Annotated in this window: 32 protein-coding genes; 8 read left to right on the top strand and 24 right to left on the bottom strand. The window is 66.9% G+C overall.

What is annotated here, in order from left to right:
- Positions 1–15: 15 nt before the first annotated feature.
- The 5 genes from PGN37_RS12720 to PGN37_RS12700 are packed head-to-tail and all read right to left on the bottom strand — an operon-like array spanning position 16 to position 4,394.
- On the bottom strand, positions 16–441 hold the full coding sequence (locus PGN37_RS12720; protein WP_335331388.1) for a hypothetical protein: 426 nt from the start codon (positions 439–441) through the stop codon (positions 16–18).
- Between the two features lie 4 nt (positions 442–445).
- Positions 446–1,201 carry a succinate dehydrogenase/fumarate reductase iron-sulfur subunit gene (locus PGN37_RS12715; protein WP_046361589.1) on the bottom strand — a complete coding sequence of 252 codons (756 nt, stop codon included), beginning with the start codon at positions 1,199–1,201 and terminating at the stop codon, positions 446–448.
- Positions 1,202–1,206: 5 nt separating this feature from the next.
- On the bottom strand, positions 1,207–3,147 hold the full coding sequence (locus PGN37_RS12710; protein WP_335331387.1) for a fumarate reductase/succinate dehydrogenase flavoprotein subunit: 1,941 nt from the start codon (positions 3,145–3,147) through the stop codon (positions 1,207–1,209).
- Positions 3,148–3,205: 58 nt separating this feature from the next.
- Positions 3,206–4,042 (bottom strand): hypothetical protein, encoded by an 837-nt coding sequence (locus PGN37_RS12705; protein WP_335331386.1) that lies wholly within the window; start codon positions 4,040–4,042, stop codon positions 3,206–3,208.
- A gap of 52 nt (positions 4,043–4,094) precedes the next feature.
- Positions 4,095–4,394 (bottom strand): hypothetical protein, encoded by a 300-nt coding sequence (locus PGN37_RS12700; RefSeq protein WP_335331385.1) that lies wholly within the window; start codon positions 4,392–4,394, stop codon positions 4,095–4,097.
- A gap of 108 nt (positions 4,395–4,502) precedes the next feature.
- On the opposite strand from PGN37_RS12700, the gene PGN37_RS12695 reads away from it, so the two are divergent.
- A complete protein-coding gene (locus PGN37_RS12695) occupies positions 4,503–5,261 on the top strand; it encodes an isocitrate lyase/PEP mutase family protein (protein ID WP_335331384.1) in 759 nt (252 codons plus the stop codon).
- A gap of 48 nt (positions 5,262–5,309) precedes the next feature.
- Here PGN37_RS12695 and PGN37_RS12690 read toward each other — a convergent pair whose 3' ends face one another.
- From PGN37_RS12690 to PGN37_RS12680, 3 genes are all read right to left on the bottom strand, one after another.
- Positions 5,310–5,759, bottom strand: coding sequence for a universal stress protein (locus PGN37_RS12690; RefSeq protein ID WP_335331383.1), 450 nt, complete (start codon positions 5,757–5,759; stop codon positions 5,310–5,312).
- A gap of 78 nt (positions 5,760–5,837) precedes the next feature.
- Entirely contained in the window at positions 5,838–6,275 is a 438-nt protein-coding gene (locus PGN37_RS12685; protein WP_335331382.1) for a hypothetical protein, read from the bottom strand.
- Positions 6,266–6,841: an RNA polymerase sigma factor gene (locus tag PGN37_RS12680; RefSeq protein ID WP_335331381.1), complete on the bottom strand. Its 576-nt coding sequence runs from the start codon at positions 6,839–6,841 to the stop codon at positions 6,266–6,268. Before PGN37_RS12680 ends, PGN37_RS12685 begins: the two co-directional genes overlap by 10 nt.
- 175 nt (positions 6,842–7,016) lie before the next feature.
- Between PGN37_RS12680 and PGN37_RS12675 the strand changes: the two genes are divergently transcribed.
- The 5 genes from PGN37_RS12675 to fdxA all read left to right on the top strand — a co-directional run bounded on the left by PGN37_RS12675 (position 7,017) and on the right by fdxA (position 11,118).
- Positions 7,017–7,424 (top strand): Asp23/Gls24 family envelope stress response protein, encoded by a 408-nt coding sequence (locus tag PGN37_RS12675; protein ID WP_335331380.1) that lies wholly within the window; start codon positions 7,017–7,019, stop codon positions 7,422–7,424.
- Complete coding sequence (locus PGN37_RS12670) at positions 7,421–7,732, top strand: Asp23/Gls24 family envelope stress response protein (RefSeq protein ID WP_335331379.1); 312 nt, start codon at positions 7,421–7,423, stop codon at positions 7,730–7,732. The genes PGN37_RS12675 and PGN37_RS12670 overlap by 4 nt, the downstream gene beginning before the upstream one ends.
- 95 nt (positions 7,733–7,827) lie before the next feature.
- Positions 7,828–10,350 (top strand): nitrite reductase large subunit NirB, encoded by a 2,523-nt coding sequence (nirB, locus tag PGN37_RS12665; RefSeq protein WP_335331378.1) that lies wholly within the window; start codon positions 7,828–7,830, stop codon positions 10,348–10,350.
- Complete coding sequence (gene nirD, locus PGN37_RS12660) at positions 10,347–10,715, top strand: nitrite reductase small subunit NirD (protein ID WP_335331377.1); 369 nt, start codon at positions 10,347–10,349, stop codon at positions 10,713–10,715. The genes nirB and nirD overlap by 4 nt, the downstream gene beginning before the upstream one ends.
- 49 nt (positions 10,716–10,764) lie before the next feature.
- A complete protein-coding gene (fdxA, locus tag PGN37_RS12655) occupies positions 10,765–11,118 on the top strand; it encodes a ferredoxin (protein ID WP_335331376.1) in 354 nt (117 codons plus the stop codon).
- Here fdxA and PGN37_RS12650 read toward each other — a convergent pair.
- The 5 genes from PGN37_RS12650 to PGN37_RS12630 form a co-directional block, all read right to left on the bottom strand.
- Positions 11,109–11,798 (bottom strand): sirohydrochlorin chelatase, encoded by a 690-nt coding sequence (locus tag PGN37_RS12650; protein WP_335331375.1) that lies wholly within the window; start codon positions 11,796–11,798, stop codon positions 11,109–11,111. The two genes, fdxA and PGN37_RS12650, sit on opposite strands and share 10 nt — an antisense overlap.
- Complete coding sequence (locus tag PGN37_RS12645; RefSeq protein WP_335331374.1) at positions 11,795–12,937, bottom strand: uroporphyrinogen-III synthase; 1,143 nt, start codon at positions 12,935–12,937, stop codon at positions 11,795–11,797. Before PGN37_RS12645 ends, PGN37_RS12650 begins: the two co-directional genes overlap by 4 nt.
- A gap of 117 nt (positions 12,938–13,054) precedes the next feature.
- Complete coding sequence (locus tag PGN37_RS12640) at positions 13,055–13,594, bottom strand: GNAT family N-acetyltransferase (protein ID WP_335331373.1); 540 nt, start codon at positions 13,592–13,594, stop codon at positions 13,055–13,057.
- A 9-nt stretch (positions 13,595–13,603) separates the two neighbouring features.
- Positions 13,604–14,512 carry a 5-oxoprolinase/urea amidolyase family protein gene (locus PGN37_RS12635; protein WP_335331372.1) on the bottom strand — a complete coding sequence of 303 codons (909 nt, stop codon included), beginning with the start codon at positions 14,510–14,512 and terminating at the stop codon, positions 13,604–13,606.
- Positions 14,509–15,156 carry a 5-oxoprolinase subunit B family protein gene (locus PGN37_RS12630; RefSeq protein ID WP_335331371.1) on the bottom strand — a complete coding sequence of 216 codons (648 nt, stop codon included), beginning with the start codon at positions 15,154–15,156 and terminating at the stop codon, positions 14,509–14,511. The genes PGN37_RS12635 and PGN37_RS12630 overlap by 4 nt, the downstream gene beginning before the upstream one ends.
- A gap of 39 nt (positions 15,157–15,195) precedes the next feature.
- Here PGN37_RS12630 and PGN37_RS12625 point away from each other — a divergent pair, with 39 nt between their 5' ends.
- Positions 15,196–16,062, top strand: a complete 867-nt coding sequence (locus PGN37_RS12625) for an EamA family transporter (protein ID WP_335331370.1) — start codon at positions 15,196–15,198, stop codon at positions 16,060–16,062.
- Here PGN37_RS12625 and PGN37_RS12620 read toward each other — a convergent pair whose 3' ends face one another.
- From PGN37_RS12620 to PGN37_RS12585, 8 genes are all read right to left on the bottom strand, one after another.
- Positions 16,063–16,746, bottom strand: a complete 684-nt coding sequence (locus PGN37_RS12620) for a queuosine precursor transporter (protein WP_335331369.1) — start codon at positions 16,744–16,746, stop codon at positions 16,063–16,065.
- Between the two features lie 12 nt (positions 16,747–16,758).
- A complete protein-coding gene (locus tag PGN37_RS12615; RefSeq protein WP_335331368.1) occupies positions 16,759–17,718 on the bottom strand; it encodes an ABC transporter substrate-binding protein in 960 nt (319 codons plus the stop codon).
- Positions 17,719–17,765: 47 nt separating this feature from the next.
- Positions 17,766–18,350, bottom strand: a complete 585-nt coding sequence (locus PGN37_RS12610; RefSeq protein WP_335331367.1) for an acyl-CoA-like ligand-binding transcription factor — start codon at positions 18,348–18,350, stop codon at positions 17,766–17,768.
- Between the two features lie 44 nt (positions 18,351–18,394).
- Positions 18,395–19,003, bottom strand: a complete 609-nt coding sequence (lysE, locus tag PGN37_RS12605) for an L-lysine exporter (protein WP_335331366.1) — start codon at positions 19,001–19,003, stop codon at positions 18,395–18,397.
- A 363-nt stretch (positions 19,004–19,366) separates the two neighbouring features.
- A complete protein-coding gene (locus PGN37_RS12600; protein WP_335331448.1) occupies positions 19,367–19,975 on the bottom strand; it encodes a maleylpyruvate isomerase family mycothiol-dependent enzyme in 609 nt (202 codons plus the stop codon).
- A 104-nt stretch (positions 19,976–20,079) separates the two neighbouring features.
- Positions 20,080–20,733, bottom strand: a complete 654-nt coding sequence (locus PGN37_RS12595) for a cutinase family protein (protein ID WP_335331365.1) — start codon at positions 20,731–20,733, stop codon at positions 20,080–20,082.
- A gap of 410 nt (positions 20,734–21,143) precedes the next feature.
- Positions 21,144–21,887, bottom strand: coding sequence for a type 1 glutamine amidotransferase domain-containing protein (locus tag PGN37_RS12590; protein WP_335331364.1), 744 nt, complete (start codon positions 21,885–21,887; stop codon positions 21,144–21,146).
- A gap of 161 nt (positions 21,888–22,048) precedes the next feature.
- Positions 22,049–22,813 (bottom strand): NAD(P)H-dependent oxidoreductase, encoded by a 765-nt coding sequence (locus tag PGN37_RS12585; RefSeq protein ID WP_335331363.1) that lies wholly within the window; start codon positions 22,811–22,813, stop codon positions 22,049–22,051.
- Between the two features lie 160 nt (positions 22,814–22,973).
- Between PGN37_RS12585 and PGN37_RS12580 the strand changes: the two genes are divergently transcribed.
- Positions 22,974–23,936: an AraC family transcriptional regulator gene (locus PGN37_RS12580; RefSeq protein ID WP_335331362.1), complete on the top strand. Its 963-nt coding sequence runs from the start codon at positions 22,974–22,976 to the stop codon at positions 23,934–23,936.
- Between the two features lie 41 nt (positions 23,937–23,977).
- Here PGN37_RS12580 and PGN37_RS12575 read toward each other — a convergent pair whose 3' ends face one another.
- Genes PGN37_RS12575 through PGN37_RS12565 form a run of 3 tightly spaced genes read right to left on the bottom strand, consistent with a single transcriptional unit; the run spans position 23,978 to position 26,745 of the window.
- Complete coding sequence (locus tag PGN37_RS12575; RefSeq protein ID WP_335331361.1) at positions 23,978–24,574, bottom strand: DJ-1/PfpI family protein; 597 nt, start codon at positions 24,572–24,574, stop codon at positions 23,978–23,980.
- A 27-nt stretch (positions 24,575–24,601) separates the two neighbouring features.
- Positions 24,602–25,975, bottom strand: coding sequence for an FAD-binding oxidoreductase (locus PGN37_RS12570; RefSeq protein ID WP_335331360.1), 1,374 nt, complete (start codon positions 25,973–25,975; stop codon positions 24,602–24,604).
- Entirely contained in the window at positions 25,972–26,745 is a 774-nt protein-coding gene (locus PGN37_RS12565; protein WP_335331359.1) for an SDR family NAD(P)-dependent oxidoreductase, read from the bottom strand. Before PGN37_RS12565 ends, PGN37_RS12570 begins: the two co-directional genes overlap by 4 nt.

Below are 26,745 nucleotides of genomic sequence, written 5' to 3'. Positions count from 1 at the left end.
GCGCCCGACTGTCCGTCAGGCGTGAACGTCGCGAAGTCCGACGGCGTTGCGCAGCCCGGTGCAGTTCACGCAGCCCACGCACCCGATGCAGTCGTCACAGCTGACGCACCCGACGCAGGCTCGGCAGCGCGCGCAGTCCACGCACGCGAGGCAGGCCAGACAGCCCCGGCAGGCGATGCAGAGCACTGCGAGCACGCACCCGGCGATCGCTGCGCTGCCGGCCGTGGCGATGGAGCCGGCGACACCTGCGCTGCCCGCGGTCCCGATCGCCCGCACGACGGCGGCGCTGCCTGCAGTGCCCACGGACCCGGCGACGCCGACGCTGCCCGCGGTGCCGATCGATCCGGCGACGGCCGCACTGTTGACGGTGCCGATCGACCCGGCGACGGCCACGCTGTCCGTCGTCGAGATCGACCCCGCGACAGCCCGGCCGTCCGTCACGTCGTTACTTCCGCCTGAACAGCTTGTTGCCCAGCCACACCACGGGGTCGTACTTGCGGTCTGCCGCACGCTCTTTCATCGGGATCAGCGCATTGTCGGTGATCTTGATGTGCTCCGGGCACACCTCGGTGCAGCACTTGGTGATGTTGCAGTAGCCCAGGCCGTTCTCCTCCTGGGCCTGCTCGGCGCGATGACCGTGCGTGTCGAGCGGATGCATGTCCAGCTCGGCCTGGCGCATCAGATACCGGGGACCGGAGAACGCGAGCTTGTTCTCCTCGTGGTCACGGTTGACGTGGCAGACGTTCTGGCACAGGAAGCATTCGATGCACTTGCGGAACTCCTGCGACCGGTTCACGTCCTCCTGCGCCATCCGGTACTCACCGGGCTGCAGATCCTTCGGCGGCGTGAACGACGGTATCTCCCTTGCCTTCTCGTAGTTGAAGGACACGTCGGTCACCAGGTCACGCATCACGGGGAACGTCCGCAGCGGCGTCACCGTGACGGTCTCGTCCTCGCCGAAGGTCGACATGCGCGTCATGCACGCGAGGCGCGGACGGCCGTTGATCTCCACCGAGCACGATCCGCACTTGCCGGCCTTGCAATTCCACCGCACCGCGAGGTCACCGGTCTGGGTCTGCTGGAGGCGATGGATGATGTCGAGCACGACCTCACCCTCGTTCACCTCGACGGTGTAGTCCTTCAGTTCGCCGCCGGAGGCGTCGCCGCGCCAGACACGCATCTTCGCGTTATAGGCACCCATGTGGCTCAACCCTTCCGTTGCGGATGTTCGAGGAGTTCGTCGTCGGTGTAGTACTTCTCGAGCTCGGAGAGTTCGAAGGTCTCCAGCAGGTCGGTCCGCATCGTGGGCTGACGCTCCTTGGACACGCCGACGTCCGGTACCACCGGATCGTCGCCCTCGGAGCGGCAGACCAGCAGGTGATTGCGCCAGCTGGCGTCCATCGTCGGGAAGTCGTCACGGGTGTGGCCGCCACGGCTCTCGGTGCGGGTGATCGCGGACTTAGCCACCGATTCGCTGACCAGCAGCATGTTGCGCAGGTCCATCGCCAGATGCCAGCCGGGGTTGAACTTGCGCTCGCCCTCGACCTTGACTCGCTTGTAGCGGTCCCGCAGCTCTTGCAGCTTGTCGAGGGCCTCCTGCATCTCGTCGGCCTTCCGGATGATGCCGACCAGGTTGTTCATCGTGTCCTGCATGTCCAGCTGCAGCGTGTACGGATTCTCCTGCGAGGAGCCGTCGGCCGGACCGTCGAACACCGCCAGCGCCATGTCCTTGGCCTTGTCCACAGCGTCCTGCGCCACCGCCGGTCGCTCGGACATCGCGCGCACGTAGTCGGAGGCGCCGAGTCCCGCGCGGCGGCCGAACACCAGCAGGTCGGACAGCGAGTTGCCGCCCAGCCGGTTGGAGCCGTGCATACCGCCGGCGCACTCACCGGCGGCGAACAGCCCGGGTGTCGCAGCCGCACCGGTGTCGGGGTCGACCTCGATCCCGCCCATCACGTAGTGACAGGTCGGTCCGACCTCCATCTCGTCGGTGGTGATGTCGACCTCGGCCAGCTCGATGAACTGGTGGTACATCGAGGGCAGGCGGCGCTTGATCTCCTCGGGCGTCATGCGTGAGGCGATGTCGAGGTACACGCCGCCGTGCGGGGTGCCGCGGCCTTCCTTGACCTCGGTGTTGATCGCGCGGGCCACCTCGTCGCGGGGCAGCAGATCAGGGGTGCGGCGCGCTGAGTCGTTGTCCTTGAGCCACTGGTCGGCTTCTTCTTCGGACTCGGCGTACTGGCCCTTGAAGACGTCGGGGATGTAGTTGAACATGAACCGCTTGCCCTCGGAGTTCTTCAGCACTCCGCCGTCACCGCGCACGCCCTCGGTGACCAGGATTCCCTTCACCGACAGCGGCCAGACCATCCCGGTGGGGTGGAACTGGATGAACTCCATGTTGATCAGCGACGAGCCGGCCCGCAGCGCCAGCGCGTGCCCGTCACCGGTGTACTCCCACGAGTTGGAGGACACCTTGTAGGACTTGCCGATTCCGCCTGTGGCGAGCACCACCGCGGGCGCCTCGAACAGGACGAAGTCGCCAGTCTCGCGGTAGTAGCCGAATGCGCCGGCGATCTTGTCGCCGTCCTTGATGAGCTCGGTGATGGCGACCTCGTGGAAGACCCGGATGCGCGCCTCGTAGTCGCCGAGTTCGCGCTTGTCCTCCTGCTGCAGGGAGACGATCTTCTGCTGCAGTGTGCGGATGATCTCCAGGCCGGTGCGGTCACCGACGTGGGCCAGCCGCGGGTAGGTGTGGCCACCGAAGTTGCGCTGGCTGATCTTGCCGTCCTTGGTGCGGTCGAACAGCGCGCCGTAGGTCTCGAGTTCCCACACCCGGTCGGGGGCTTCCTGGGCGTGCAGCTCGGCCATCCGCCAGTTGTTCAGGAACTTGCCGCCGCGCATGGTGTCACCGAAGTGCACCTGCCAGGAGTCCTTGGTGTTGACGTTGCGCATCGCCGCGGCGCAGCCGCCCTCGGCCATCACCGTATGGGCCTTGCCGAACAGCGATTTGGTCACCACCGCGACGCGCAGACCCCGTTCCCGGGCCTCGATGACCGCGCGCAGTCCCGCCCCGCCGGCGCCGATGACGACGACGTCGTACTCGTGCCGTTCGATCTCTGCTTCTGTCTGTGCTTCGTGCGAAGCCATCAACCCTCACTCGTCCTTGATCGTCGAAAATCCGTAAAACTCTGTGCGCGTGCGCTTCTCAGCCGACGAACCGCAGATCGGAGATCGTCCCGCTGGCCACCAGCATCACGTAGAAGTCAGTGAGCATCAGCGTGCCCAGCGTGACCCAGGCGTAGAGCTTGTGCCGGGTGTTGAGCTTGCTGATCTGCGTCCACATCCAGTACCGGACCGGATGTTTGGAGAAGTGCTTGAGCCTGCCGCCGGCGACGTGACGGCAGGAGTGACACGAGATCGTGTACACCCAGAGCATCACCACGTTGATCACGAGGATGACGTTTCCGAGGCCGAAGCCGAATCCGCCTGGGCCGTCCTCGGAGTGGAAGGCCTTGATCGCATCCCAGGTGTTGATCAGCGAGATGAGCGCCGCGATGTAGAAGAAGTAGCGGTGCAGGTTCTGCAGGATCAGCGGGAAGCGCGTCTCACCGGTGTACTTGGCGTGCGGTTCGGCCACGGCGCAGGCAGTCGGCGACTGCCACACCGAGCGGTAGTAGGCGCCTCGGTAGTAGTAGCAGGTGATCCGGAACAGCAGCAGGAACGGCAGGGACAGCAGCGCGTACGGCAGCAGCGACAGCGGCCCCGACGTGGGCAGGATCTGCGGCCAGAACTCGCTGGCCTCGCCGCAGGCCTTGCTCAGGCAGGGTGAGTAGAACGGCGTGAGGTAGTGGTACTGCTCGACGAAGAAGTGGTCGCGCATGAACGCACGCACCGTCGCGTAGATGATGAACGCGGCGAACCCCAGGTCCGTGACGATCGGCGACTTGAGCCAGTTGTCGGTGCGCAGGGTGCGCGCCGCGATCTGGGCTCGGCCTGGGGAGAAGACGCCGGTCGCCTTGCGGTCGGCGGTGGGTGCGCTCACATTTCCCTCTCGATGAAGTTTTCTGGGCAGACTTGTCCGGCCGGCCCCGAGCTCAGCGGGTTCCGCCGAGACCCTCGTCGTCGACCCCGCGCCAGAAATCGGTGTCGTACTGGGTATCCGGAATCGCGATGCGCTCGCCGGCGTGATGATGCCGGGACAGACCGCGCGCGAGTTCCAGTTCCTCGGCGTCGATATCGAGGCGATCGATATCGTTGAGGATGCGTTCGGCGTCGTTGACGATGCGACGGGTGGCAGGGCTGTCCCCGTATCGCGACGCCAGCGATGTCACGCAACGCCGCAGATTCCCGATCAGATCGTGAAGCTCGGCGAGCTCGGTGGTGCTGGTGGACAAGTGACCTCCTTGGGCTGAAGGGTGTCGTGCATCACAGTACGCATTCGATGCTAGCCACATCACCCAGTAATGGCGTGAGACAGATCACTTTGATGCATGGAGGTAGCAATGACGCAAGACCTGCTTAAGGCCCGCGCGGAGGCGTTGCTGGCGCTGCACCGGCCCGGCGATCCGGTGGTGCTGCCGACGGTGTGGGACGCGTGGTCGGCGGGCCTGGCGGCCGATGCCGGGTTCGAGGCGCTGACCGTGGGCAGCCACCCGGTGGCCGATTCGGTCGGAAAGTCAGACAACGAGGGCATGACGTTCGACGATCTGCTCACCCGGGTCGCCCAGATCACTGCGGCGACGGAGTTGCCGGTGTCGGTGGACATCGAATCCGGCTACGCCGAGGCGCCCACACGGCTGATCGAGGGGCTGCTCAGCGTCGGGGCTGTTGGCCTGAACATCGAGGACACCGTGCACAGCGAGGGCGGCCGGCTCCGCACTCCCGAGGAACACGCCGAACTGGTCGGTGGGCTGCGCGCGGCGGCGGATGCGTCGGACGTGCACGTGGTGGTCAATGCCCGCACCGATCTGTTCCTGCGCCAGGACGGCGACGAATCGGATCGGGTGGACCGGGCGATCGCCCGGCTGCGGCTGGCCGCCGACGCCGGCGCCGACGTCCTCTACCCGGTGGGGTTGCACAGCCCGGAGACGATGCAGCGGCTGACGTCCGAGCTGCCCTTGCCCGTGAACGCGATCGGTGCACCGGACGAGGCCGATCCCGCGTCCTACGGTCCACTCGGCGTGGCGCGCATCAGTTTTGGGCCGTTCTGGCAGGCGGCGCTGGCGGAGCGGTCGAAGGAGATCCTCGCGCGCTGGCGTTGAATGTGACAGCGCGTTGGCGCTGAATGTGACAGCGCGTTGGCGCTGACGTCAGTCGGTCTCGACGACCAGCACCTCGGTGTTGGCCTTGCGTTTGACGATGCGCGGCACCGAGCCGACGAGTCGGCCGACCATCGAATTCATGCCCACACTGCCCACCACCAGGAGGTCGGCATCGACCTTCTCGGCCAGGTCGACGAGCGCATCGGCGGGCACCCCGTGCACAGCGCGTTCCTCGACGGTTTTCGCACCGGCCTTCCGAGCCCGTGCCGCGGCGTCGCGGAGCAGTCCGTAGACCGGCGCGTCGCCCTCGGTCCGGTACCCGTCTCCGCGCGGCTGGTCGGGGTCCGGTCCTGCGGCGTCGTGGTGTTTCGATGAGTGGGCCGACGCGATGATCAGGCGCGCGCCCGATTCTGCGGCCAGCGCCGCAGCCTTGTCCACGGCGCGCAGTGAGGTGTCCGAGCCGTCGGTCCCGACGACGATGGTCCGATACGAGGTCACGTGATGCTCCTTTCCCTGGCGTCCATCGAGCGTACAAGTGTTCACTCGACTTCTACCCCGGAATGAGCGACGCGAACCTCAGCGGTGGACGTCGGTGATCGCGATGTCGATCTCCACGCCTGCGGCGTCACCGACGACGTCGGTGATCACCCCGACGGCCTGCGCGCGGACCCGTTCCGCGGTGGCAGTCAGGTCGGCGCCGTAGCGGCCGCTGACCGCGATACGGACCGCCCGCAGCACCGTGTCGTCGACCGTGACGCCGATCTCGACCAGCTTCACGTCGGGAAGCGAGCGCACGCCGCGCGCCAGGGCGGCGCGCACCACGAGATCGCTGACCTCGATGCGGCCGAGCACCTGGCCGGGACGGGGATCGACCACAGCCACCGGCCAACCGGAACGAGGAATGGCGCGCACGGCCTCGATGACCCGGCGTTCGACGGCCGGCCAGCCACGCTCGGGCACCGCGCGCAGTTCCCGGGACGCCCGGGCCAGCACGTCGTAATCGCCTATCGCCATCGTTGCAGCCTCTGTTGCAGGGTGGTTCGTGCGCGGTGATGATGCCCCCGTGCCCCGTCGGGGCTCAGACCCAGGATCGTCCCGATCTGCGGGAAGGTCAATTCTTCGACCTCGCGAAGCATCCAGACGGCCCGTTGCCGCGGCGGCAGTTCGGCGAGCGCCTCCTCGAGTGCCCCGAGGAACTCCGTGTTCGACAGCGTGGCGAACGGGTCTGAGGAGGCGGACGGGTCGACGGGGTCGAGGAGCCGGTCATCGAGGGGGATCGCCCGCTTCACTCGGTGTGAGTCGGCCACCTTGCGCGAACAGATAGCGAACAGCCATGTGCGCGGACTCGAATCGCCGCGAAACCGCTCGATCTGACGCCACGCCGCGACGAACGTCTCCTGCACGATGTCCTGGACAGCGGCTTCATCGCGCGTCATCCGGCGGGCGTAGCGATGCAGCGCGGGTCCGTGGCGGCGGATCAAGGTCTCGAAGGCACTGCGATCCCCGGCGGCAGCAGCGGCTGCCAGGTCGCGGTCGTCGACATCGACACCGTCCTCGACCAGGGGGTCGCCGGCAGACATCGCTTGAACAGATCCTCTCGGCTATCCACAACGCGAAACGGAATGACGCCGCGAGCCTAGCCATCCGCGTGACCGTGATGTGGGCGGTGACACATAAGTCAGGGATTCGGATCGGCCGTCGCCACGCGACCTACTGGTGAGAGCATCACGAGAAGCCGAGGAAGGCAGGACAGCCATGAGCACGGAACGCGGGAAGACGACGATCGCCGACACGGTGGTCGCGAAGATCGCCGGCTTGGCGGCGCGGGAGGTCAACGGGGTGCACGCACTGGGCGGCAGCACGACCCGCGCGGTCGGTGCGCTGCGGGACCGTATCCCCGGCGCCTCTGTCAATCACGCCCAGGGCGTGTCGGTCGAGGTCGGCGAGAAGCAGGCGGCGGTCGACGTCGACATCGTGGTCGAGTACGGCGTGTCCATCAACGACCTCGCGACCGGCATCCGGCGCAATGTCGTCGCCGCCCTCGAGCGGATGACCGGCCTGGAGGTGGTCGAGGTGAACATCACCGTGCACGACGTCTTCGTCGAGGCCGACGTCACCCCCGAGGACCGCGAGCGCACGTCCGACGATCTGCGCGTCGTATGAGCAGCCGCGAAGCCGCCGACGTCGTCGCCGACGTCGTGCTGGCCACCCCGGGTGTCGCCGGTCTGCATCGCGGCATGTTCGGCGAGGTCGGTACGTACCTGCCGGGACGGCGGGTGGACGGAGTCCGCCTCGGCGACACCGCCATCGACGTGCACCTGAGTGTGCGGGAAGGGGCGCCGGTCCGCGAGACCGCGGCGGCGGTCCGCGAGGCGGTGGCCCGTCAGTTCCCCGGACAGGCGGTCAACGTCACCGTCGAGGACGTCATCACAATCGACTCCCCGGCAGTCGACGTCCCTGCGACGGACTGACGCTCACAACGGCAGTGGCGCCGCGGTGAGCACACCGTGATGGGCCCTTCACACGGCAGAACACAGCGGCAATATGTTCTTCCTAGCGTGACCGCATGGCAACTTCACGAGTCGTGGTCGTCGGCCACGGCATGGTCGGCCACCGATTCGTCGAGGCGCTGCGGGCTCGAGACACCGCGGACCGGTGGCAGATCACTGTGCTGGCAGAGGAACTCGACGCCGCGTACGACCGGGTGGGCCTGACGAGCTACACCGATCACTGGGAACGCCCACGACTTGCGTTGGCGGGCAACACCTATGACGGCGACGAGCAGGTGGACCTGCGGCTCGGGCAGCGCGTCGTCGCACTCGACACGGCCGCGGGGACCGTGACCACCGCCGATGGCGGCCGATTCGGTTACGACGCGCTGGTGTTGGCCACCGGTTCCTACGCCTTCGTGCCGCCGGTGCCGGGCCACGATCTACCGCTCTGTCACGTGTACCGCACTCTCGACGATCTGGATGCGATCAAGACCGACGCGGTGCGCGCAGTAGGCTCCACCTCCGGTGACGCCACCGGTGTCGTCATCGGAGGCGGCCTGCTCGGACTCGAGGCTGCCAACGCGCTGCGTGGCTTCGGGATGACACCGCACGTGGTCGAGATGGCGCCTCGACTGATGGCCCAGCAGCTCGACGAGGCCGGTGGAGCGTTGCTGGCCCGCATGATCGGTGAGCTGGGCATCGCCGTCCACGTCGGAGTGGGCACCGAGCGCATCGAACCATCGGATGCGGGGGCTCGGGTCACCCTCAGCGACGGCACCGTCGTCGACGCGGGCGTGGTGATCTTCGCCGCCGGTGTGCGGCCCCGTGACGAGCTGGCCCGCGAGGCCGGGTTGGCGGTCGCGGAGCGGGGCGGTGTCATGACCGATACCTCGTGCGCCACCCGGGATCCACGTGTCTTCGCGATCGGTGAGGTCGCGGCCATCGACGGTCGCTGCTACGGCCTGGTGGGTCCGGGTTACACCAGTGCCGAGGTGGTCGCCGACCGATTGCTCGGTGGCGCAGCAGAATTCGGCACGGCTGACATGTCGACCAAACTCAAGCTCCTCGGCGTCGACGTGGCGAGCTTCGGTGACGCGATGGGCGCCACCCCGGGTTGCCTGGAAGTCGTCGTCAACGATGCGGTGGCGCAGACCTACGGCAAGCTGGTGCTCTCCGACGATGCCCGCACACTGTTGGGCGGCATCCTGGTCGGCGATGCATCCGCCTACGGGGTGTTGCGCCCGATGGTCGGCGAGCGGCTGCCGGGCGACCCGATGTCGTTCATCGCGCCGTCCGGAAGCGACTCGGGTGCAGCGTCTCTCGGTGTCGCCGCGCTCCCCGACGCAGCGCAGATCTGCTCCTGCAACAACGTCACCAAGGGTGATGTCACCGCCGCCATCGGCTCGGGTTGTTGTGACGTGCCCGCGCTGAAGTCGTGCACCAAGGCGAGCACGTCGTGTGGGTCGTGTGTGCCGCTGCTCAAGCAACTGCTCGAAGCCCAGGGTGTTGAGCAGTCCAAGGCTCTGTGCGAGCACTTCTCGCAGTCCCGTGCGGAGCTGTTCGAGATCGTCAGCGCCACGGAGATCCGCACCTTCTCGGGGTTGATCGAGAAGTTCGGTAGCGGAAAAGGCTGCGACATCTGCAAACCCGTCGTGGCGTCCATTCTAGCGTCGACGAGTAGCGATCACATCCTCGACGGGGAACAGGCGTCTCTGCAGGATTCGAACGACCACTTCCTCGCCAACATCCAGCGCAACGGCAGTTACTCGGTGGTGCCACGGGTGCCCGGCGGTGACATCACGCCCGAGCACCTGATCCTGATCGGCGAGATCGCCCGCGATTTCGGGCTGTACACCAAGATCACGGGTGGTCAACGCATCGACATGTTCGGCGCGCGGGTCGATCAGCTCCCCGAGATCTGGCGACGGCTGGTCGAGGGCGGCATGGAATCCGGTCAGGCATACGGAAAGTCGCTGCGCACGGTGAAGAGCTGCGTCGGAAGTGACTGGTGCCGTTACGGGCAGCAGGATTCGGTGCAGATGGCCATCAATCTCGAAATGCGCTACCGCGGTCTGCGCTCACCCCACAAGATCAAGATGGGCGTGTCAGGGTGCGCCCGGGAATGCGCGGAGGCGCGGGGTAAGGACGTCGGCGTCATCGCCACCGAGACCGGGTGGAATCTCTACGTCGGTGGCAACGGTGGAATGACCCCACGCCACGCGGAGCTGCTTGCCGGCGATCTGGACGACGACACGCTGGTGCGCTACATCGACCGCTTCCTGATGTTCTACATCCGCACCGCCGACCGGTTGCAACGCACCGCACCCTGGGTGGAGGAGAAGGGGCTGGACCACATACGGGCGGTGGTCTGCGACGACTCCTTGGGATTGGCAAGGGAATTCGAGGCCGCGGTAGCCCGCCACGTCGAGGGGTACGCGTGTGAATGGAAGGGCGTGCTCGACGATCCCGACAAGCTGGCGCGTTTCGTCTCGTTCGTCAACGCCCCCGGTGTCGAGGATCCGACGGTCACGTTCACGACGAATGCGGGGCGCATGGTGCCGACTCCGCTCGGTGTGCCGAAGGTGGTTCAGCGATGACGATTCTCAGCGATCGCAGCGCGGTCGATGTCTGGACGACAGCCTGCGCCTACGACTTCCTGCTGCCCAATCGTGGTGTCGGGGTGCTGCTGCCCGATGGAGCGCAGGCGGCGCTGTTCCGCCTCGACGACGGCACCCTGCATGCGATCGGCAACATCGACCCGTTCACCGGTGCGGCGGTGATGTCGCGGGGCATCGTCGGTGACCGCGGTGGGCGCATCACGGTGCAGTCCCCGCTCAAGAAGCAGGCGTTCGCCCTCGACGACGGCATCTGCCTGGACGATCCGACCTACGAGCTGCCGGTCTATGCCACGCGCGTCACCCCGGACGGTGACGTCCAGATCGGCACTTCTGCCTCGGACTAGGGACTTTCGGCCCGCGACACGGCTGCGACAACTACCTAACGTAGTCGGTATGACGTATGTGATCGGTAGCGCGTGCAGGGACATCGTCGACAAGTCCTGCGTGCAGGAGTGCCCGGCCGACTGCATCTACGAGGGTGCGCGGGCGATGTACATCAACCCCAACGAGTGCGTGGACTGCGGTGCCTGCCGCCTGGCGTGCCGTGTCGATGCCATCTACTACGAAACCGACCTGCCCGACGAGGAACTCGCGCACCTCGAGGACAATGCGGCGTTCTTCAGCGTGACCCTTTCCGGCCGCGACGCTCCGATCGGGGACCCCGGTGGCTCTGCTGCACTGGGTCGGGTCGGTGTCGACACGCCGCTGGTGGCTGCGCAGGCGCCGTCGACTGTCGATCACCCCTGACGGGTGAGGCTCGGCGTCCTGGCCCGCAGGAACCGGTGGGCGATCAGCCGCGTGATGCCGGGGTGGCGTCCCAGCGGCTCGGTCACCACGTCGGCGCCGCTGTCCCGCAGGCGATCCTGAAACAGGCCCTCGGACAACAGGTACGATGCAACGACCACACGCCGGCCGCGGCGGCGGAGCGCGGTGACGGCATCGGCAACTCGAGGCTCCCCGGTCGCGGCGAACGCCAGTTCCACGCGTGAACCGATCGTCGCCGACACCCACGCGGCCGTGGTGTGCAGATCACGCAGTGCGGCCGGGTCCGAGGTGCCGGCGGCCGCCAAAATCACCGAATCGTCGCGCTGCCAGCCAGATTCGACGAGCCGGTCGACGACCACCCGGACGAGTTGCGGATCAGGACCCAGCGCGGCGGTCACGGTGACAGCGGGGTGGCCGCTGTCGTGCACGTGTTGGGGAATGTCGGTACTCACGTGGTAGCCGCGCGCCAGGAAGGCCGGCACCAGGACGGCGGGCTCGTCGGTGTGGGCGTCGAGGACTTCGGCAGGTGTGGGCCCGACGACGTCGACGAAGGCCACGTGCACCGGGTGCCTGAGTACCTCGGACACCCGGCCCGCCAGATCGCCGATCAATTCAACGCCCTGCGGCTTGCGGGTGCCGTGCGCCACCAGTACGTAACTCATGAGGCGTACGTCTCGTCGACGGGCAGCCGGTAACCGCGCTTCACCACGGTAGCCACCATCTTCTTGTCGCCCAGGGCCGTTCGCAGTCGCAGGACCGCGGTTTCGACGGCATGGGTGTCGGTCCCGCTGCCGGGGAGGGCGCGCAGCAGGTCGGCTCGCGACACTACCGCGCCGGGGCGGTGGGCCAACGCACGGATGGTGGCCATCGCCGCCGGAGACATCGCCCTGACCTCTCCGTCGACCAGCACGCAGTTGCCGCGAATCTCCAGCAGGTGCCCGGCCACCTGAACGGTGCGGGCCTGCAGCAGCGGCAGTTCGTCGGTGATGTGGCGGGCCAACGCGCCCAACCGCATTCGCTCCGGAGCTGACGTCGGCACCCCGAGCCGGACCAGCGGCCGTGCGGTCACCGGGCCCACGCACATCGCGTGCACGCTGCCGCGCAGTGCGGCGAGCAGCTCGTCCTCGACACCGAGTTCCTGTGCCCGCATCAGCACCGAGGCCACCGCGGGCGCGGAGGTGAAGCTGACGGCGTCGAACTTCTCCTCGGCGATCCCGACGACGAGCGCGTCGAAGTCGCCGTGTCGCGGCGCGGGGTGCCAGCGATACACCCGGATGGGCACCACATCGGCGCCGGCGGCACGCAGTTCGTCGAGGAATTCTGGGAACGGGTCCCAGTCGGCGGTCGCGCCGTGCAGCTGCACCGCGATGCGGGCGCCGTCGATGCCGCCTTCGAGCAGATAGTGCAGGACCTCGCGCGAGGACTCCGAATCCGGGGACCACTCCTCGGGCAGGCCGGCGGCCCGCAGCGCACCGGTGGCTTTCGGGCCGCGGGACACCACGCGCGCCTTGCCCAGCGCAGCGGTGAGTTCGGTCGCCAGGCCCCAGCCGTCGGCCGCGGCCATCCAGCCGCGCAGCCCGATACCGGTGGTCGCGACCACGATGTCCGGTGGTTCGTCGATGAGGGCCTGGGTTCGGTGGCGCAGCTCGTCGTCGTCGGGCAGCGGCACCATCTCGATGGCGGCGGCGCTGGTGACGGTCGCACCGCGCCGGGTCAGCAGGGCGGCGAGCTCGTCAGCGCGCCGCGCTGAGGTCACCGCGACTCGGAATCCGGTGAGCGGCGACCAGTCCGGCTCACTCATGACCACTGTCTATTCAGGTCGTGTTTCGCGCCGGTTACCTGACCGTTGCGGCCCGGTGTCACCGCCGGACAGGCCGTGAATTTCCGCTCACCAGCGGAACGGGCTCGATGTGAGGCGTCACCAGACGTCGCCGTCGCGCCAGTCACAGGCCAAGTCGGCGTCGGCCGCATCGAGGTCGACTGTCGAGGTCACCGGCAGGACGAACACGCTGCCGTCGTCATCGGGGGTGCGCATCAATCCGCTGGGTGCCAGCACCGAGGTGGTGCCGCGCCACGGTGTCCAGCCGCGGCTGGTGTAGAGCGGGCGACCCAACTCGCTGGTACTCAGCGCGCCCAGGACGTAGCCGCCGCGGATCACCTGTTCGGCGGCCTCCATCAAGGCGTGGGCCAGTCCCTGGCCGCGGTGGTCCTCCCGCACGGCGACCGCCTCGACGTAGCCGCACCGCAGCGCGGTGTCGCGGTAGAGCAGCCGTCGCGCGACGACGGCGGCGTGGCCGATGATCGCTCCGCGCTGGCAGACCACCGCATGCATACCGCCCAGCGCGTGCTCCCAGTCGCTGTCGGAGAATTCGCCGCCGTAGGCCTCGGTGAGCATGCGGCGCGCGTCGGCGCGGGAGTCGTCGTCGAGATCGGAGGTGTGGACGAGGCGGGCACGCACACTGCAGGTCTACCAGGCGGAGTGCTCGTCCGGCGGGGAGAACGGCGCTCTCGGGCGCGCCCAGTGCAGTCGTACCGTCTGGCCGGGCCGAGCCTGCGCTATCGAGTCGACGTCGTCGTCGACGACGACGCCGATCACCGGGTAGCCGCCCGTGACAGGGTGGTCGGGGCCCAGGATCACGGGAAAGCCGTTGGGCGGCACCTGAATCGACCCGCGCATCGCGCCCTCACTGGGCAGCTGGCGGTCCGGCCATCGATACTCCAGCGGCATTCCGACCAGGCGCATACCGACGCGGTCGCTGCGGTCGGTGACCTGCCAGTTGGTGCGGACGAGGACGTCGGGGTCGATGAACCAGTCGTCACGGGGCCCGGGAACCACCCGCAGATCGACCGCGGCGTCGTCGAGTGCGGCCACCGGCGCCTGGTCGAGTTCGGGGAACTCGTCGGTGTGCTCACCGACCCGCACCACGTCCCCGGATGTCAGCGGCCGCGGTCCGATCGAGGACAGCACGTCGAAGCTGCGCGATCCGAGCACCGGCTCGACGTCGACACCGCCGCGTACCGCGAGATAGGAGCGCAGACCTGACCGGGCGAGGCCCAGCGAAATCACCTCGCCGGCGCGGACGTGATGAACGCTGTTGGTGCCGAACGGGATTCCGTCTACTGCTGGATCGGTGTCAGCGCCGGTCACCGCGACGATCGCGTCGCCGCCGCACACACGCGCGGTGAATCCGCCGAGCGTCACCTCGACGGTGGCGCGATCGTCAGGGTTGGCCACCAGCCGGTTGGCCAGGGTGTGGGAGCGACGATCGGCGGCCCCGGAGCGCGTCACGCCGAGGTGTGACAGACCCGGTCTGCCCAGATCCTCGATCAGCGCCAGCGGGCCGGGCTGCAGGATCTCCAGCGTCACCCCGGTCATGCGGTCACCGCCCGGAACTGCACCCAGCGTCCCGGAGTCAGCAGCGCGGGTTCCTCACGGTCGACGTCCCACAACACGGCGTCGGTCCGGCCGATCAACTGCCAGCCGCCCGGCGATTCCGACGGATAGACCCCGCTGAACGGGCCTGCCAGCGCGACCGAACCGACAGGCACCTTGGTGCGGGGCTCGGCGCGCCGGGGGACTTCGAGCCGCCCGTCGCCGCCCAGTAGATAGCCGAAACCCGGTGCGAAGCCACTGAATCCGACCCGCCAGAGGCGCCCCGTGTGGGCGGCGACGACCTCGTCGACCGACAGGCCGGTCAGCCGGGCCACCTCATCGAGGTCGGCACCGTCGTAGACCACGTCAATGACGACGTCGGCGTCCCCGTCAGGGGGAGAGCTCGATTCGGCGATGCTGTCGGCGGCGGGCGCCACCCGGTCGAGGCGTTGGCGCGTCGACGCCTGACGCCGACTGTCGGCCAGAATGATCAGGACGGTCTGCGCGGCGGGCACCAGGTCCACGATTCCGGGCAACTCAGCTGCCCGCAGTGCCTCTGTCCAGGCGAGTACTTCGGCCGTGTCACCGAATTCGAGGAGCAGGCCACGATCGCCGTAGTCGTGGATCGCGTCAGCTGTCGCACCCATCTGCCAACGCTACCGTCGCGCGCAGGGTTGAATGCACGAATGGGTGGGGGCTCGGCGCGCGCGGGCGCGCTGATGGCGGTGACCGCGATGGTCTCGGTGCAGCTGGGCATGGTGGTCGCGGTCAATCTGATCGAACACATCGGTTCGGACGGCACCGCCTGGCTGCGGTTGGCGTGGGCCGGGCTGATCCTGCTGATCGTGGTGCGGCCACGCCCGTCGGCATTCACGCGAAAGACATTCGGTATGTGCGTGGTGCTCGGTGTCGTCAGCGCCGCGGTGTCGCTGTTCTTCATGGCGTCGCTGGACCGATTGCCGCTCGGAACCGCGACGGCATTGGAGTTCCTGGGTCCGCTCACGGTCGCCGCCGCGCACGGCAGAGGACGGGCGCGCGTGCTGTGGCCCGGGCTCGCCGCGCTCGGCGTGGTCCTGCTCAGCCAACCCTTCAGCGGCGGCGTCGATCTCAAGGGGGTGGCGCTGGCGCTCGCCGCCGGCGCCGCGTGGGCGCTCTACATCCTGCTGACCCAGAACGTGGGCGACTCGGTCGCGGGCGTGACCGGGTTGGCGGTGTCGATGCCCATCGCGGGGCTGGTATCGACGTTCACGGTCAGCCCGACGGTGTTCGAGCGGCTGACGCTGCACGTGGTTCTCATCGGACTGGGGATGGCGATCCTGCTGCCGGTGGTGCCGTTCGTGCTCGAGCTGCTGGCGCTGCGCCGGCTGACGACGGCGGCGTTCGGCACGCTGATGTGCCTGGAGCCGGCGTTGGCGTTCGTGGTCGGCTTCACGCTGCTGCACCAGAGTCTGGGCGTCTCTGCGATCATCGGCATTTTCGTGGTGGTGATCGCCGGTGTCGGGGCGGCGCGCAGTGGCGGCCGGCAGGCCGACATGCACATAGAAGTGGGTTAGTTAGCCCACCAGCTGGTATGTGGGCTCGCGGCGTTTGATGGTCGCAATCACCCGATAGGTGATGGGCAGCATCACCACCTCGACGGCGGTCTTGTAGACCCAGCCCAGGGCGGTGTAGACGGCGAAATCCTTGAACGTCGTGATGCCGATCGCGCTCGCGGCGATCGTGCAGAACACCAGGGTGTCGCCGAGCTGCCCGACGAACGTCGACCCCACCAGCCGGGCCCACAGGTGCTTCTCCTTGGTGCGCTCCTTGATCGCCACCACCACCCACGCATTGAGGGTCTGACCCACGATGAAGCCGGCGAGGCCCGCCACGATCAGCTGGGTGTACGCGTGGACGACGTTCTCGAAGTGCTCCTGGTTGGTGTAGAAATCCGCGGCGGGCAAATAGATGGTGACCCAGAAGGCAAGGGCGGCAAGGATGTTCATCGCGAAGCCGGTGAAGATGGCTCGGCGTGCGGCCTTGAACCCGTACACCTCGCTCAGCACGTCGCCGATCACGTAGGTCAGCGGGAACACGATGAAGCCGCCGTCGGTGATGATCGGCCCGAACGCGACGCCCTTGGTGGCGGTCACGTTGGAGATGATCACCAGGGCGGTGAACACCGCGACGAGGATCGGATAGTAGGCCGAGCCGACACGCGCGAAGGTGGCGTGCTGGTCAGTGTGGGGCTCGGTCACCGACCCATTAGATCAGCTCAGGGCGGTCGTGATCATCGGCGGCAGCTTGTCGACGACCACCGGGTAGGACAGCACCGAGGCGTAGGCGATCGCGCCGGCGAGCTCTTTTCCGGTGAAGACGGTGTGCTTGCGGGTGGTCGCCCGCGACGCGGCGACGATGGGGTCGGCCAGCAGCGCAGCCTGTTCATCGTCGCTTTCGGTGGTCCAGATGACGACGTCGGCGGAGTCGAGCACCTGCGGAAGGCGGTCCCGGGTGATGGTGCCGTCCGCGTCGGCGAGGGTCAGGCCCATCTCGGTGAGGAACGCCCGCCGCCAGGCCGGTCCGGTGACGCGGGCGCCCGCACCGTCGACCCGGCCGTCGAGCAGCAGCACCGACTTGTTCGCGAACTCCGGATGGTCGTCCTTCACCTTCTTCAGCGATGCGTCGATGTCCGAGACGAGCTTTGCCATGTCGTCGCGGTGGAAGGTGGCCTGCCCGATGAGCGTGGCCTGGTCGCGCCAGGGTTCGAAGAAGGCGTTGCGGCCCGACTGCGCGATGGTGGGGGCGATGGCCTTCAGTGCCTGGTAGGTGTCCCGATCCAGGCCCGCATTGGTCGCGACGATGAGGTCGGGCCGGGCGGCGGCGATCTGCTCGATCTGCACGCCGTCAGCCAGGGACAGCACCGCCGGCGTCGCGCCGCCGAGCCGGGCCTGCGCCCACGGCCAGACGCCGAACGGCTCGCCGCCGAACCAGTCGGTGACCGCCACCGGAACCACACCGAGGGCCAGCAGGTCGTCGGCGTCGTTGAGTCCCGCGCTGACGACGCGCGTCGGCGGCTTGGGGATCGTGGTCTCGCCGAAGGCGTGTGTCACGGTGACCGATCCGTCGGAGGCCACCGCACCCGGCTTCTCGGATCGGCAGGCGGTCAGCAGCGCCGCCGTCGCCGTCGCTGTCAACGCCAGAACGCTCCGCCGGGTCCACACTTCGGGCACCCGGCGAGAATATAGAGCCGATGTCGAGGTCGCCGGACATTGCCGCGCTACGAGGTGAGCGGCAGTCCTTTCTCGAGGAAGTCGAGTCCCGCGACGATCGCGGTGGGATCGATGGGGGTGTTGTGCAGCGCGGCCATCATGACGCCGGTCATCGCGCCGGCGGTGGTGCGCAGGCGCGGATCGTCGACTGGGAGGCCGAGTCGGGACGCAAGCGCCTCGGTGATCATCTCGATCGCCTCGATGTAGGTCTCGTAGAGAGCGCCGCTGGCTTCGGGCAGCGTGTATAGCAGCCGTTGGCGGGCCATCTCGTCGCTCCATTCGGGAGAGTCGATCCCGCGGAACATCTGTGTGACCGCGTGCCGGTAGGCGGCGATCGGCGCCAGTTCGGCGGGCGCTGCGAGGAAGAGCGCGATGATCGGCTCCATCAGCTGATCGGGGATCAGCAGGGCCGCCTTGGTGGGGAAGTAGCGGAAGAAGGTGCGCGGCGAGATGTCGGCTTCGGCCGCGATCTGCTCGATGGTGGTGCTGGGGTAGCCGATTTGCTCGAACAGTCGGAAGGCGGCGCACCGCACCGCTTCGCGGGTCTGACGCTTCTTGCGCTCTCGAAGCCCCTCAGCGTGGTTGGGGGACATCCCCCAATTGTGTCCTAGTCGCCCGCCGACATCTGCGATTCGGGTTAGCGGAGGACAAGCGTCACACTCAGGGCGATCATGACAACGGCGATGGTGCCGTCGAGCACCCGCCACGTGCGCGGAGAGGCGAAGTGGCTGCGCAGCCGCGTGGCTCCGAAGCCCAGCGCGGTGAACCAGACGGCGCTGGCGGTGACGGCGCCGACGCCGAACAGCCAGCGGCCCTCGCGATGCTCGTTCGCCAAGGTGCCGAGCAGCACCACGGTGTCGAGGTAGACGTGTGGGTTGAGGAAGGTCAGCGCAAGGCAGGTGGCGAGCACGCTGGCCAGGCGTGCGGGCCGAGCGTCGGCGGGGGTCAGCGCGCTCGGCCGGAATGCGCGGCGCGCGGCGAGGAGTCCGTAGACGAGCAGGAACGCGGCGCCGCCGTAGGTCGCGACTGACACGAGCTGAGGGTAAGCGCTCACCAGTGCGCCGAACCCGGCGATCCCGGCGGTGATGAGCAGGAGGTCGGAGACGGTGCAGACGGCGACGACGGGAAGGACGTGCTCACCGCGGATGCCCTGCCGGAGAACGAAGGCGTTCTGCGCGCCGATGGCGGCGATGAGCGCCATCGTGGTGGCGAAGCCGGTCAGCACGATGAGAGCGGTCGCGGTCATGTCGATGACGGTAGGAATCTTCCGCGGAGTAGTACAACTAAAGATTCTGTACGTGGTTCAGTAAAGCTAATGTCGCTGGTTCACGGCAAGATTGGACCGTGTAAGTGCCGGCTTGTCGGTTGCCATTCTGCGTGGTGGGTTGTCGTTCGAGATCGCGCACGTTGGTGCATGCGCTATCTCAATGGCAAAACTCCGACGGCAGGCGGTTCGTCGGCGAGGGGCGGTGTCCGTTCTAATCCTGTCGGTGGATTCCAATTTGAGATGGCGGTTGAGTGACCGTCTCGAATCTAAAAATCCGAGAACGATCACATCCTGTCTCACGTGCTCGGTGTGTTGGCGTGGCCGACCGGAGAAGAACTGCGGTCAGATGTGTTGTGCGAGCCGCTCTTTACCCGGCCCGACAAGTTGTTGAAGTGCGTCGGGTCGAGCCGCCATCGCCATCAGGAGCGCTTCGCCGGGGCCCCGGACTGTGAGTCCTTTGCCATGCGACCACTCCAGGTCGGTGGCGACGAGCCGAACCCCACGTGCGCGCCAGGCACCCCGGATGAGTGGTACGTAGAGCGCGTAGTCGAGCACGGCCCTGAGGCGCTCAGACGGGATGGTGCGCGGTACGCCCAACGGTCGACGAATGTCTTGCTGGTGGACCATCCCGTCGACCAGAGCGATCATGCCGCCGAATCCTGCCGTCAAACCGCGCGGACAAATGTGGTCGCGCACCAGCTGAACGAGGTCCTCGGGTGTGCGACCAGCTAGATCGCCTGTGCCGATCGCATTGATTCGGTTGACCAGGAACCCACCGCGGACGAAGCGGCCGACTAGATCGGCGGTGCTCAATTCGTCGTAGCCGATGGCATGGGCGACGACATCGCGCACACGCCATTGACTACACAGGGTCGGCTCGTCCCACTGCTCCGGCGCCAAGCCTGCAAGGAGGTCCGCGAACTCGCGGCGTTCATCGCACGCCATCTCCATCGTGGTTGCCAAGACGCCCTCCCGCTTCAACAGGACCGAAGCTACCCCCAAGTCCAGGCACGGCGTCGAAGACGCCGATGCACGTCCGCAAGATGTCCCCGGCGTCACCGCGTTCTATCGACCAGGCGACCGGCGGCGAACGACGCCCCCTGACTGGCTAGTTCGCCGATGTAGCTAGCGGGGTTGTGGACCGCGAAGTTGAGCCCGTCTGAACAGACGGGATCATCCATGGCGCACAGTTCACTGGTCTTGTCCTCGTATAACGGGCCGATCGTGACCGGCGGCTGACCCAGGAAGTTCATTGCACGAGAATTCGGCAAACCGAAAAGCACGACTGCTACGACGTGCTCGGCGACGTCAGGGGCCAGCGGTCGGGGTACCGTCGTGGGATCGACACCGTCCGGCACGGCGGACGACGTCACGAATCCGGCCACCGCGGCTCCCTGCGAGTACCCCCCGAGCACCGTCTTGGTTCGGGGGCAGGACGTTGCGATCGAGACCACGCGAGCGGCGGCATCCCTGACGCCGTCGGCGCCGGTAGCCCACTGGTCGGATGCCGGGTAGTCAACCGGATAGACCTCGAGTGAGCGCTCGCCTAGCTGCTGGCGCAGCGCGTCGACGAACGCCTGGCCTGTTGGCCCGGCACCGGGGGCTTCGTGTGTTCCGCGAGCGAAGATCACCTCGACGTCGGGACACGACGCGGCCGACGCGGAGGGCGCGCCGACGGCTGACTGTGCGGCCGAAACAAGCACAGCCATAACAAAACTCGACAACAGCCTGCTGCATCTCATGAGCTTCGTCCTTCGTACTCTGATTGAACGGGAACTGGCCGTCGGCCTGTGGTTGGTCGCCCGTCGGCGGCCACTCGATCTGACAGCCACGCGGCGATGCCGTATTCAAGAGACACGGCGTGTTCTCGGGCTGTTGACGGGCCAGCCGAGCGGGTGCTCGAGCCGGATGGTCTTCGTAGTGTGCGCAGAGTTTTCGCTCAGCGGGACAACGGCACTCGGGAGCCTTCCTGCCGTCGACGCGCGCTATTCGCCGGCCCGGCATGGCGATGCCAGAGGCACCGGCGCTGACGGACGGGGGCTCGGCGCCCATGGGGTTGGTCACCACCTAAAGAGCCCATTGACAGTGGTCTGGTAGCTGGGCTTCCCCGTGGAGTGAGCTATGCCTCCTGGCGATGCACGTCGACCAACATCCGCACGAAGGTCTCGGCGTAGAGCGCGACGTCGAGTGGGTATCTGCCGGTGAGGAACCGACCGTCCTTCACGATGAACGGCGATTCGACGGTCTCCCCGCGCAGCATGGCGCCCTTCGTCCCGACAGCGGCACGCACCTCGGTTTCGGTGTATTTCCAGTAGGTCCGGTATCGGCGACCAACGCGTAACACCGTGGTGAGGAATGCCCGCTTCTCGAGTGGCTTGGTCAGAGTGGTGACCCGATGACCGTCGAGCACGCTCTTTCCCGTGGCAGGGTCGATGGCCTTGGCGGGCACCAGCACTCCATGGCACACCGCACCTACCAATTTTTCGGCTCGCACGAAGTCGACCACCTTCTTCTGCAGCACCGTGCTGTCGAGGTATTGGCGCATGCCCTTGGCGTGCCCACCCGAGAGGTGTATCGCGTCGAAGTGGTCGGCCTCGATCGCGCGATAAGTGATTGGCGACTGAAAAGCTGCCGTCTGGATCATCTCGTTGTAGGCCGCTACGGCTTCCTCTTGCGCCGGCAATGGATGCAACCAGCCACTCGACAGCAGCCGCTGATCGCAGGCAGCCACGCGCCCATGCTCGGTGGCGAAAGTCACCTCGAAGCCGCTTCCTACGAATGTCTTCCACGACACGGCGGCCTCGGTGGTGTCGAAGTCGTTGTCCGGCAACGGTATCAGGACGCGGCACCGTCCATCAATCATGAATGCTCCTATGTTCTCGCGAGTTCCAAACCGCGGCGCTTCCTAGGCCCGCGATCGCTGTATCGCCGGGATCATCGACATCGTCTGATGCCGCGCCGATACTCGTTCCTGATCGGTTGCGGCGCCGACTGTCAGCGGCTCTTCAATCCGGGCAGCGATTTCTAGGCGATATGGGCCGCCAGACCGGAGACCCCAGGAGCGACATGCGCGGCCAGGGTGTGCTTATCGGGGTAGTCGCCACCGTTTTGGCGACGGAAGGGGGTCGGTGTGTCGGTGAACAGTCGGTCGAGCCGCTGCTCGAGCGCCTCCCGGGCGCGCTGGACCCCGTCATCGTCAATCGACATCGCGCCATGAACAGCAAAGACCGGCAACACTTCCATCCCTGGGTAGAACAGTGCCCCACGGGTGAAGGGGAACAGCAGTTCTTCCAACGGGCCATTGATTCCACGGGGCCCGTAATCGGCGACGGGCCCGCCTGCGGTCACCGAGACCAATGCTCGCTTCCCGGCGAGGATGCCTTCGCCGAAGCGGTAGGCGTTGGTTCCGTCCTTGTAGCCATATGCGAAGCGGTAGGCGTACACCCTGTCGACCCAGCCCTTGAGGATCGCCGGCACGCCGTACCACCAGATGGGGAATTGGAAGATGATGGCGTCCGCCCACAGCAGCTTTTCCTGTTCGGCTGCGACGTCACGCGTCTGGGAGCCGGCGAGATAGGCTTCTCCGGAAGCCGAAACGAGGTCGAACGGCGCTGAGCGGTCTCGCGCAGGGAAGTCCTCGGCGTCGGCAACGGCTTTCCAATTCATCGCGTAGAGGTCTGATACCTGGACGTCGTGCCCTTCGCGCTGCAGCACACTGACAGCGTGGTCCCGCAGCGTTGCGTTCAGCGACGTCGGATTCGGGTGGGCGTAGACGATGAAAACTCGCACGGATACTCCTTTTGAAGCGCTCGGCATTTTCCTGCCGATCTGCGGCCCAGTCGACGCTATAGCGCAGAGCAGATCTCCGCGATATCTGAAGTACTCATTTATTTGTCTGATCAGATCAATACATCTGTTGTGGTGAAGCTTTCGGTAATACGCTCGAGCGATGGACACGTTGACCGACGTCCTGAATCGGGCATCCGTTCGCGGTTCGGTGGCTGCCAGCGTCGTCGCCGGTGGGCGTTGGGGGATGCTCATGGATGCAAATGCCATGCCCGGCGCAGCATTTCACGCGGTCACGGCAGGTACCGCGTGTTTGTTGATGAGCGGTGGTAGTCCACTGAGTCTCGTAGCCGGCGACCTGGTGCTGCTGCCGAGCGGCCCCACCCACGTGCTGGCCAGCGACCCCAGCGCTCCGGTGCAACCTTTCGACCACGACGGCGCTGCGGCAGCCGTCAGGGCCGGCGAGAACGTGCCATTGGGCACTCAGCCAGCGGCGACCCGCATCTTGTGCGCGGCTTTCCGACACGATCCGGCGACGGCGTTCAATGCATTCGGCCTGTTGCCGGATGTCGTACACGTTCCAGCGCTGACAGCGCCGCCGCCCCTGCGAAGTGCGCTGCAGCTGCTCAGTGACGAGTTGGCTCACCCGGGGCCAGGTGCCAGCGCGGTCCTCGACCACATCGTGCACATCATGCTCATCCAGCTGTTGCGGGTTTGGCTCGAATCAAGTCGCGCGGCCGAACACCCGCCGTCTTGGCTCCGGGGATTAACTGATCCTGTCACCGCCGCAGCACTCACGGCGATTCATCGAGATCCGGCGTATCCGTGGACGCTCGAAACTCTCGCCAGAAGCGCCGGAGTTTCTCGTGCGACGCTCGTGCGCCGGTTCAGCACAGAGGTGGGGTGCCCGCCGGCCGAGTACCTGACCAAGTGGCGAATGGAACTGGCCGCGAACAACCTCCGGCTCACCGCGCTCCCGGTCGCACATATCGCCCGTGATGTCGGATACACCTCGGAATATGCGTTCAACCGGACCTTCGCTCGGTGGCACGGCGCCCCACCGGGCAGATACCGAACCGCGTTCCTTGCAGCGGAATCCGAGGTGTCGGCATCGGCCGAAATGTGATGCCGCGTCACGGGACACGAACTCAATCATCTCTGAGGTGGTCAGACGGGCGGATGGGGGTCGTATTGGATTCCCCGCCTGACGTCGCGGGCACGGTCGATTCCCGCGAGTCGGGCAACGAGATGCAGCGCCATGTCTATGCCGGCTGAAACTCCGGCGGACGTGATGATGTCACCGTCGTCGACGAATCGCTGATCGCGGCGGACGTCGATGGTGGGGTCCAGTTGAGCCAGTGTGTCGAGGTGCGCCCAGTGTGTGGTGGCGGGGCGGTGGCTCAACAAACCAGCTGCGGCGTAGACGAGAGAACCGGTGCACACACTGGTCATCAGCGGCACGGTGTCGCGCTGACGGCGGATCCAGTCGAGTCGGCCGTGGTCGTTGAGTTGGGTTCGTGTGCCTTCCCCGCCGGGGTACACGAGCGCCTGCAGAGGTGGCGCATCGGCGAATGAGTGATGGGCTTGCAGGACGAGTCCTTTGGCGCATTGCACGAGGCCACCTGCAGCGGAGATGCACGAGACGTCGTAACCGTCCTTGGGGAACTTCAGAGTCCAAAACGCGAGGACCTCCCACGGCCCTACGACGTCGAGTTCCTCGGCATCGGCGAACACAACGATGCCGATGTGCTTGATGGCGGTCATGTGATCAGTGAAACAGAGGTCGGAGAGTCATTGCGGGGTTCGCGAACAGCCGGGACTGATGGGGTGTGCGGCGAGCATGACGTTATTGGGATCAATCCGCGCGCGCAGGTGCTGTAGTCGCTGGAAACTGTTGTCGCAAAACAGTGTTTCGCTGTCAGTGGGGCGTTCGGCAAAGTTGGCGAAGCACTTGCCGTTAGCGTAGGGCGCCATCGCTGTCCTCGCCACGGCCAGTGCCGGCTCGATGGCTGTGGCGTCGAACCCCACTCCCACTGCATAGAGCAGGAATTCACCAGGCAGGCCGCAGGTGGCGCCGCCGTCTAACGATCCTTCCGCGGCCAGGGCGCCCCCGAGGTGACGCAGTTCGACGAACATCAGCGGATCGTCGCAGGACATGAGATCGGCGAAGGCAGACAGGCCGATGTCGTCGATGTCGTCGAGAAGCGCGGTGGTGCTGCAGAACGGAACCGGCTGTCCTGGATCGAGATGCAGGTGCTCCATGTCGCCGGCGCTTCGGGGCGTCCACGTGTCGACGTGGGGGTGCAGAGCTCGCAGGTCGGCCAGGATCGGCTCGGCGTCGCCGCCGACGACGGTGCCGTCGATGATGACGACGGACTGCCCGGACAGATACGGCGGCAGTTCGTCCGACGGCGGAAAGGTGATGAGCCGTAGCGAGGTCGTGGCGTCCTGGGGTGCGGTGCGAGTCCATCGGTACCAGGCGGTGACGACATCGGCGCGCTGGGCGTAGGGCCAGACAAACATCCCCGCCGTGACGTTGGTGAGGGGGAACAGTTGAAGTTCCATGGCGGTGACGATCCCGAAATTGGCGCCGCCACCTCGGAGCGCCCAGAACAAATCGGCGTCAGCTTTCGCGGTCGCGGTGTGCACGGCGCCGTCGGGGGTGACGACGTCGAGTGACGTGACATGGTTGGCGGCCAGGCCGAGTGTGCGGCCCATGAGGCTCAAGCCACCGCCGAGGACGTAACCGACCACACCGACGTCCGGTGAGGAACCGGACGCGGCGAACAATCCGTGCTGATCGATGGCAGATGTTGCTGTCCCCCAGCAGGTTCCGGCTTCTACGCGCAGTGTGCGGCTCACAGGATCCACCGAGGCCCCGGCCATGTTCGTCGTGGAGACCAGCACCGTCCCGGTGAGGGGCGGCAGTGCGCTCGCGTTGTGGCCGGAGCATTGTGGGGCGATCCGCAATCCGGCCGCTCGGGCGAAGGCCACGATCGCAACGACGTCTGCGGTGGATCGTGGCAGAGCGATGAGGTCCGGCTGGCGGTCTGCGGCGGTGTTCCACGCGGCCCGCGCGGCGTCCCATCCTTCGTCGGAGGGGGTCACCACGGAGCCGGCGATGGCCGAGCGAAGTGCGGTGAGGTCATCGTGTGGTGGGGTCACATCCAGCCGCCGGAGGCGTCGAGGGTGGCTCCGGTGAAATAGGACGCATCTGGGGATAGCAGAAAGGCTACTGCTGCAGCGATTTCGTCGGGTTCCGCGAGTCGGCCCAGGGCGTTCATCGACGAGATCGCGGCCTGCACGGGAACTTCGGCGAGAGCTGGGTGCAGGTAGGACGCGGCGTGTTCGGTGGCCATGTCGGTGGCTGTGCCACCGGGAGCGACGGCGTTGATCGCGATGCCGCGCTCGGCCAGTTCGGGGGCGAGGTTGAGCACCATTGCCGATACCGCAGCCTTGCTCGCGGCGTAGAGGGTGTGGTGGTACACGCCGATGCGGGCGCTCACCGACGACGTGAGAGTGATGCGCCCCCCGGACGTCATCACCGCGGCAGCGGCTTGAGCGGCGAACAGTTGTCCGGCGACGTTGATGTGAAACACCCGGTCAAAATCGGCGGGGGTGATCGTCTCCAGCGCGCCGAAGTGCTCGATCCCGGCGTTGCTGGCCAACACATCCAACCCGCCCAACGCTGCGACGACGTCGTCGATCAGTCCGCGGGTTTGGGCGGGGTCGGAGACGTCGGCCTGGATCGCGACGGCACGGTGCCCAGCCTCGACGAGTTCCTCGACGAGGCTGGTGGCGGATTCGCGATCGCGGACGTAGTTGACTGCTACAGCGGCCCCGTCGGCGGCGAGTTTGCGTGCGACTGCGGCGCCGATGCCGCGGCTGCCGCCGGTGACGAGCGCACGCTTTCCGGTCAGGCGGGGGTGGGTCAT

Source organism: Mycobacterium kyogaense, from assembly GCF_036946525.1.
Classification (GTDB): Bacteria; Actinomycetota; Actinomycetes; order Mycobacteriales; family Mycobacteriaceae; genus Mycobacterium; species Mycobacterium kyogaense_A.
This window is presented reverse-complemented; position numbering and strand designations above follow the sequence as displayed.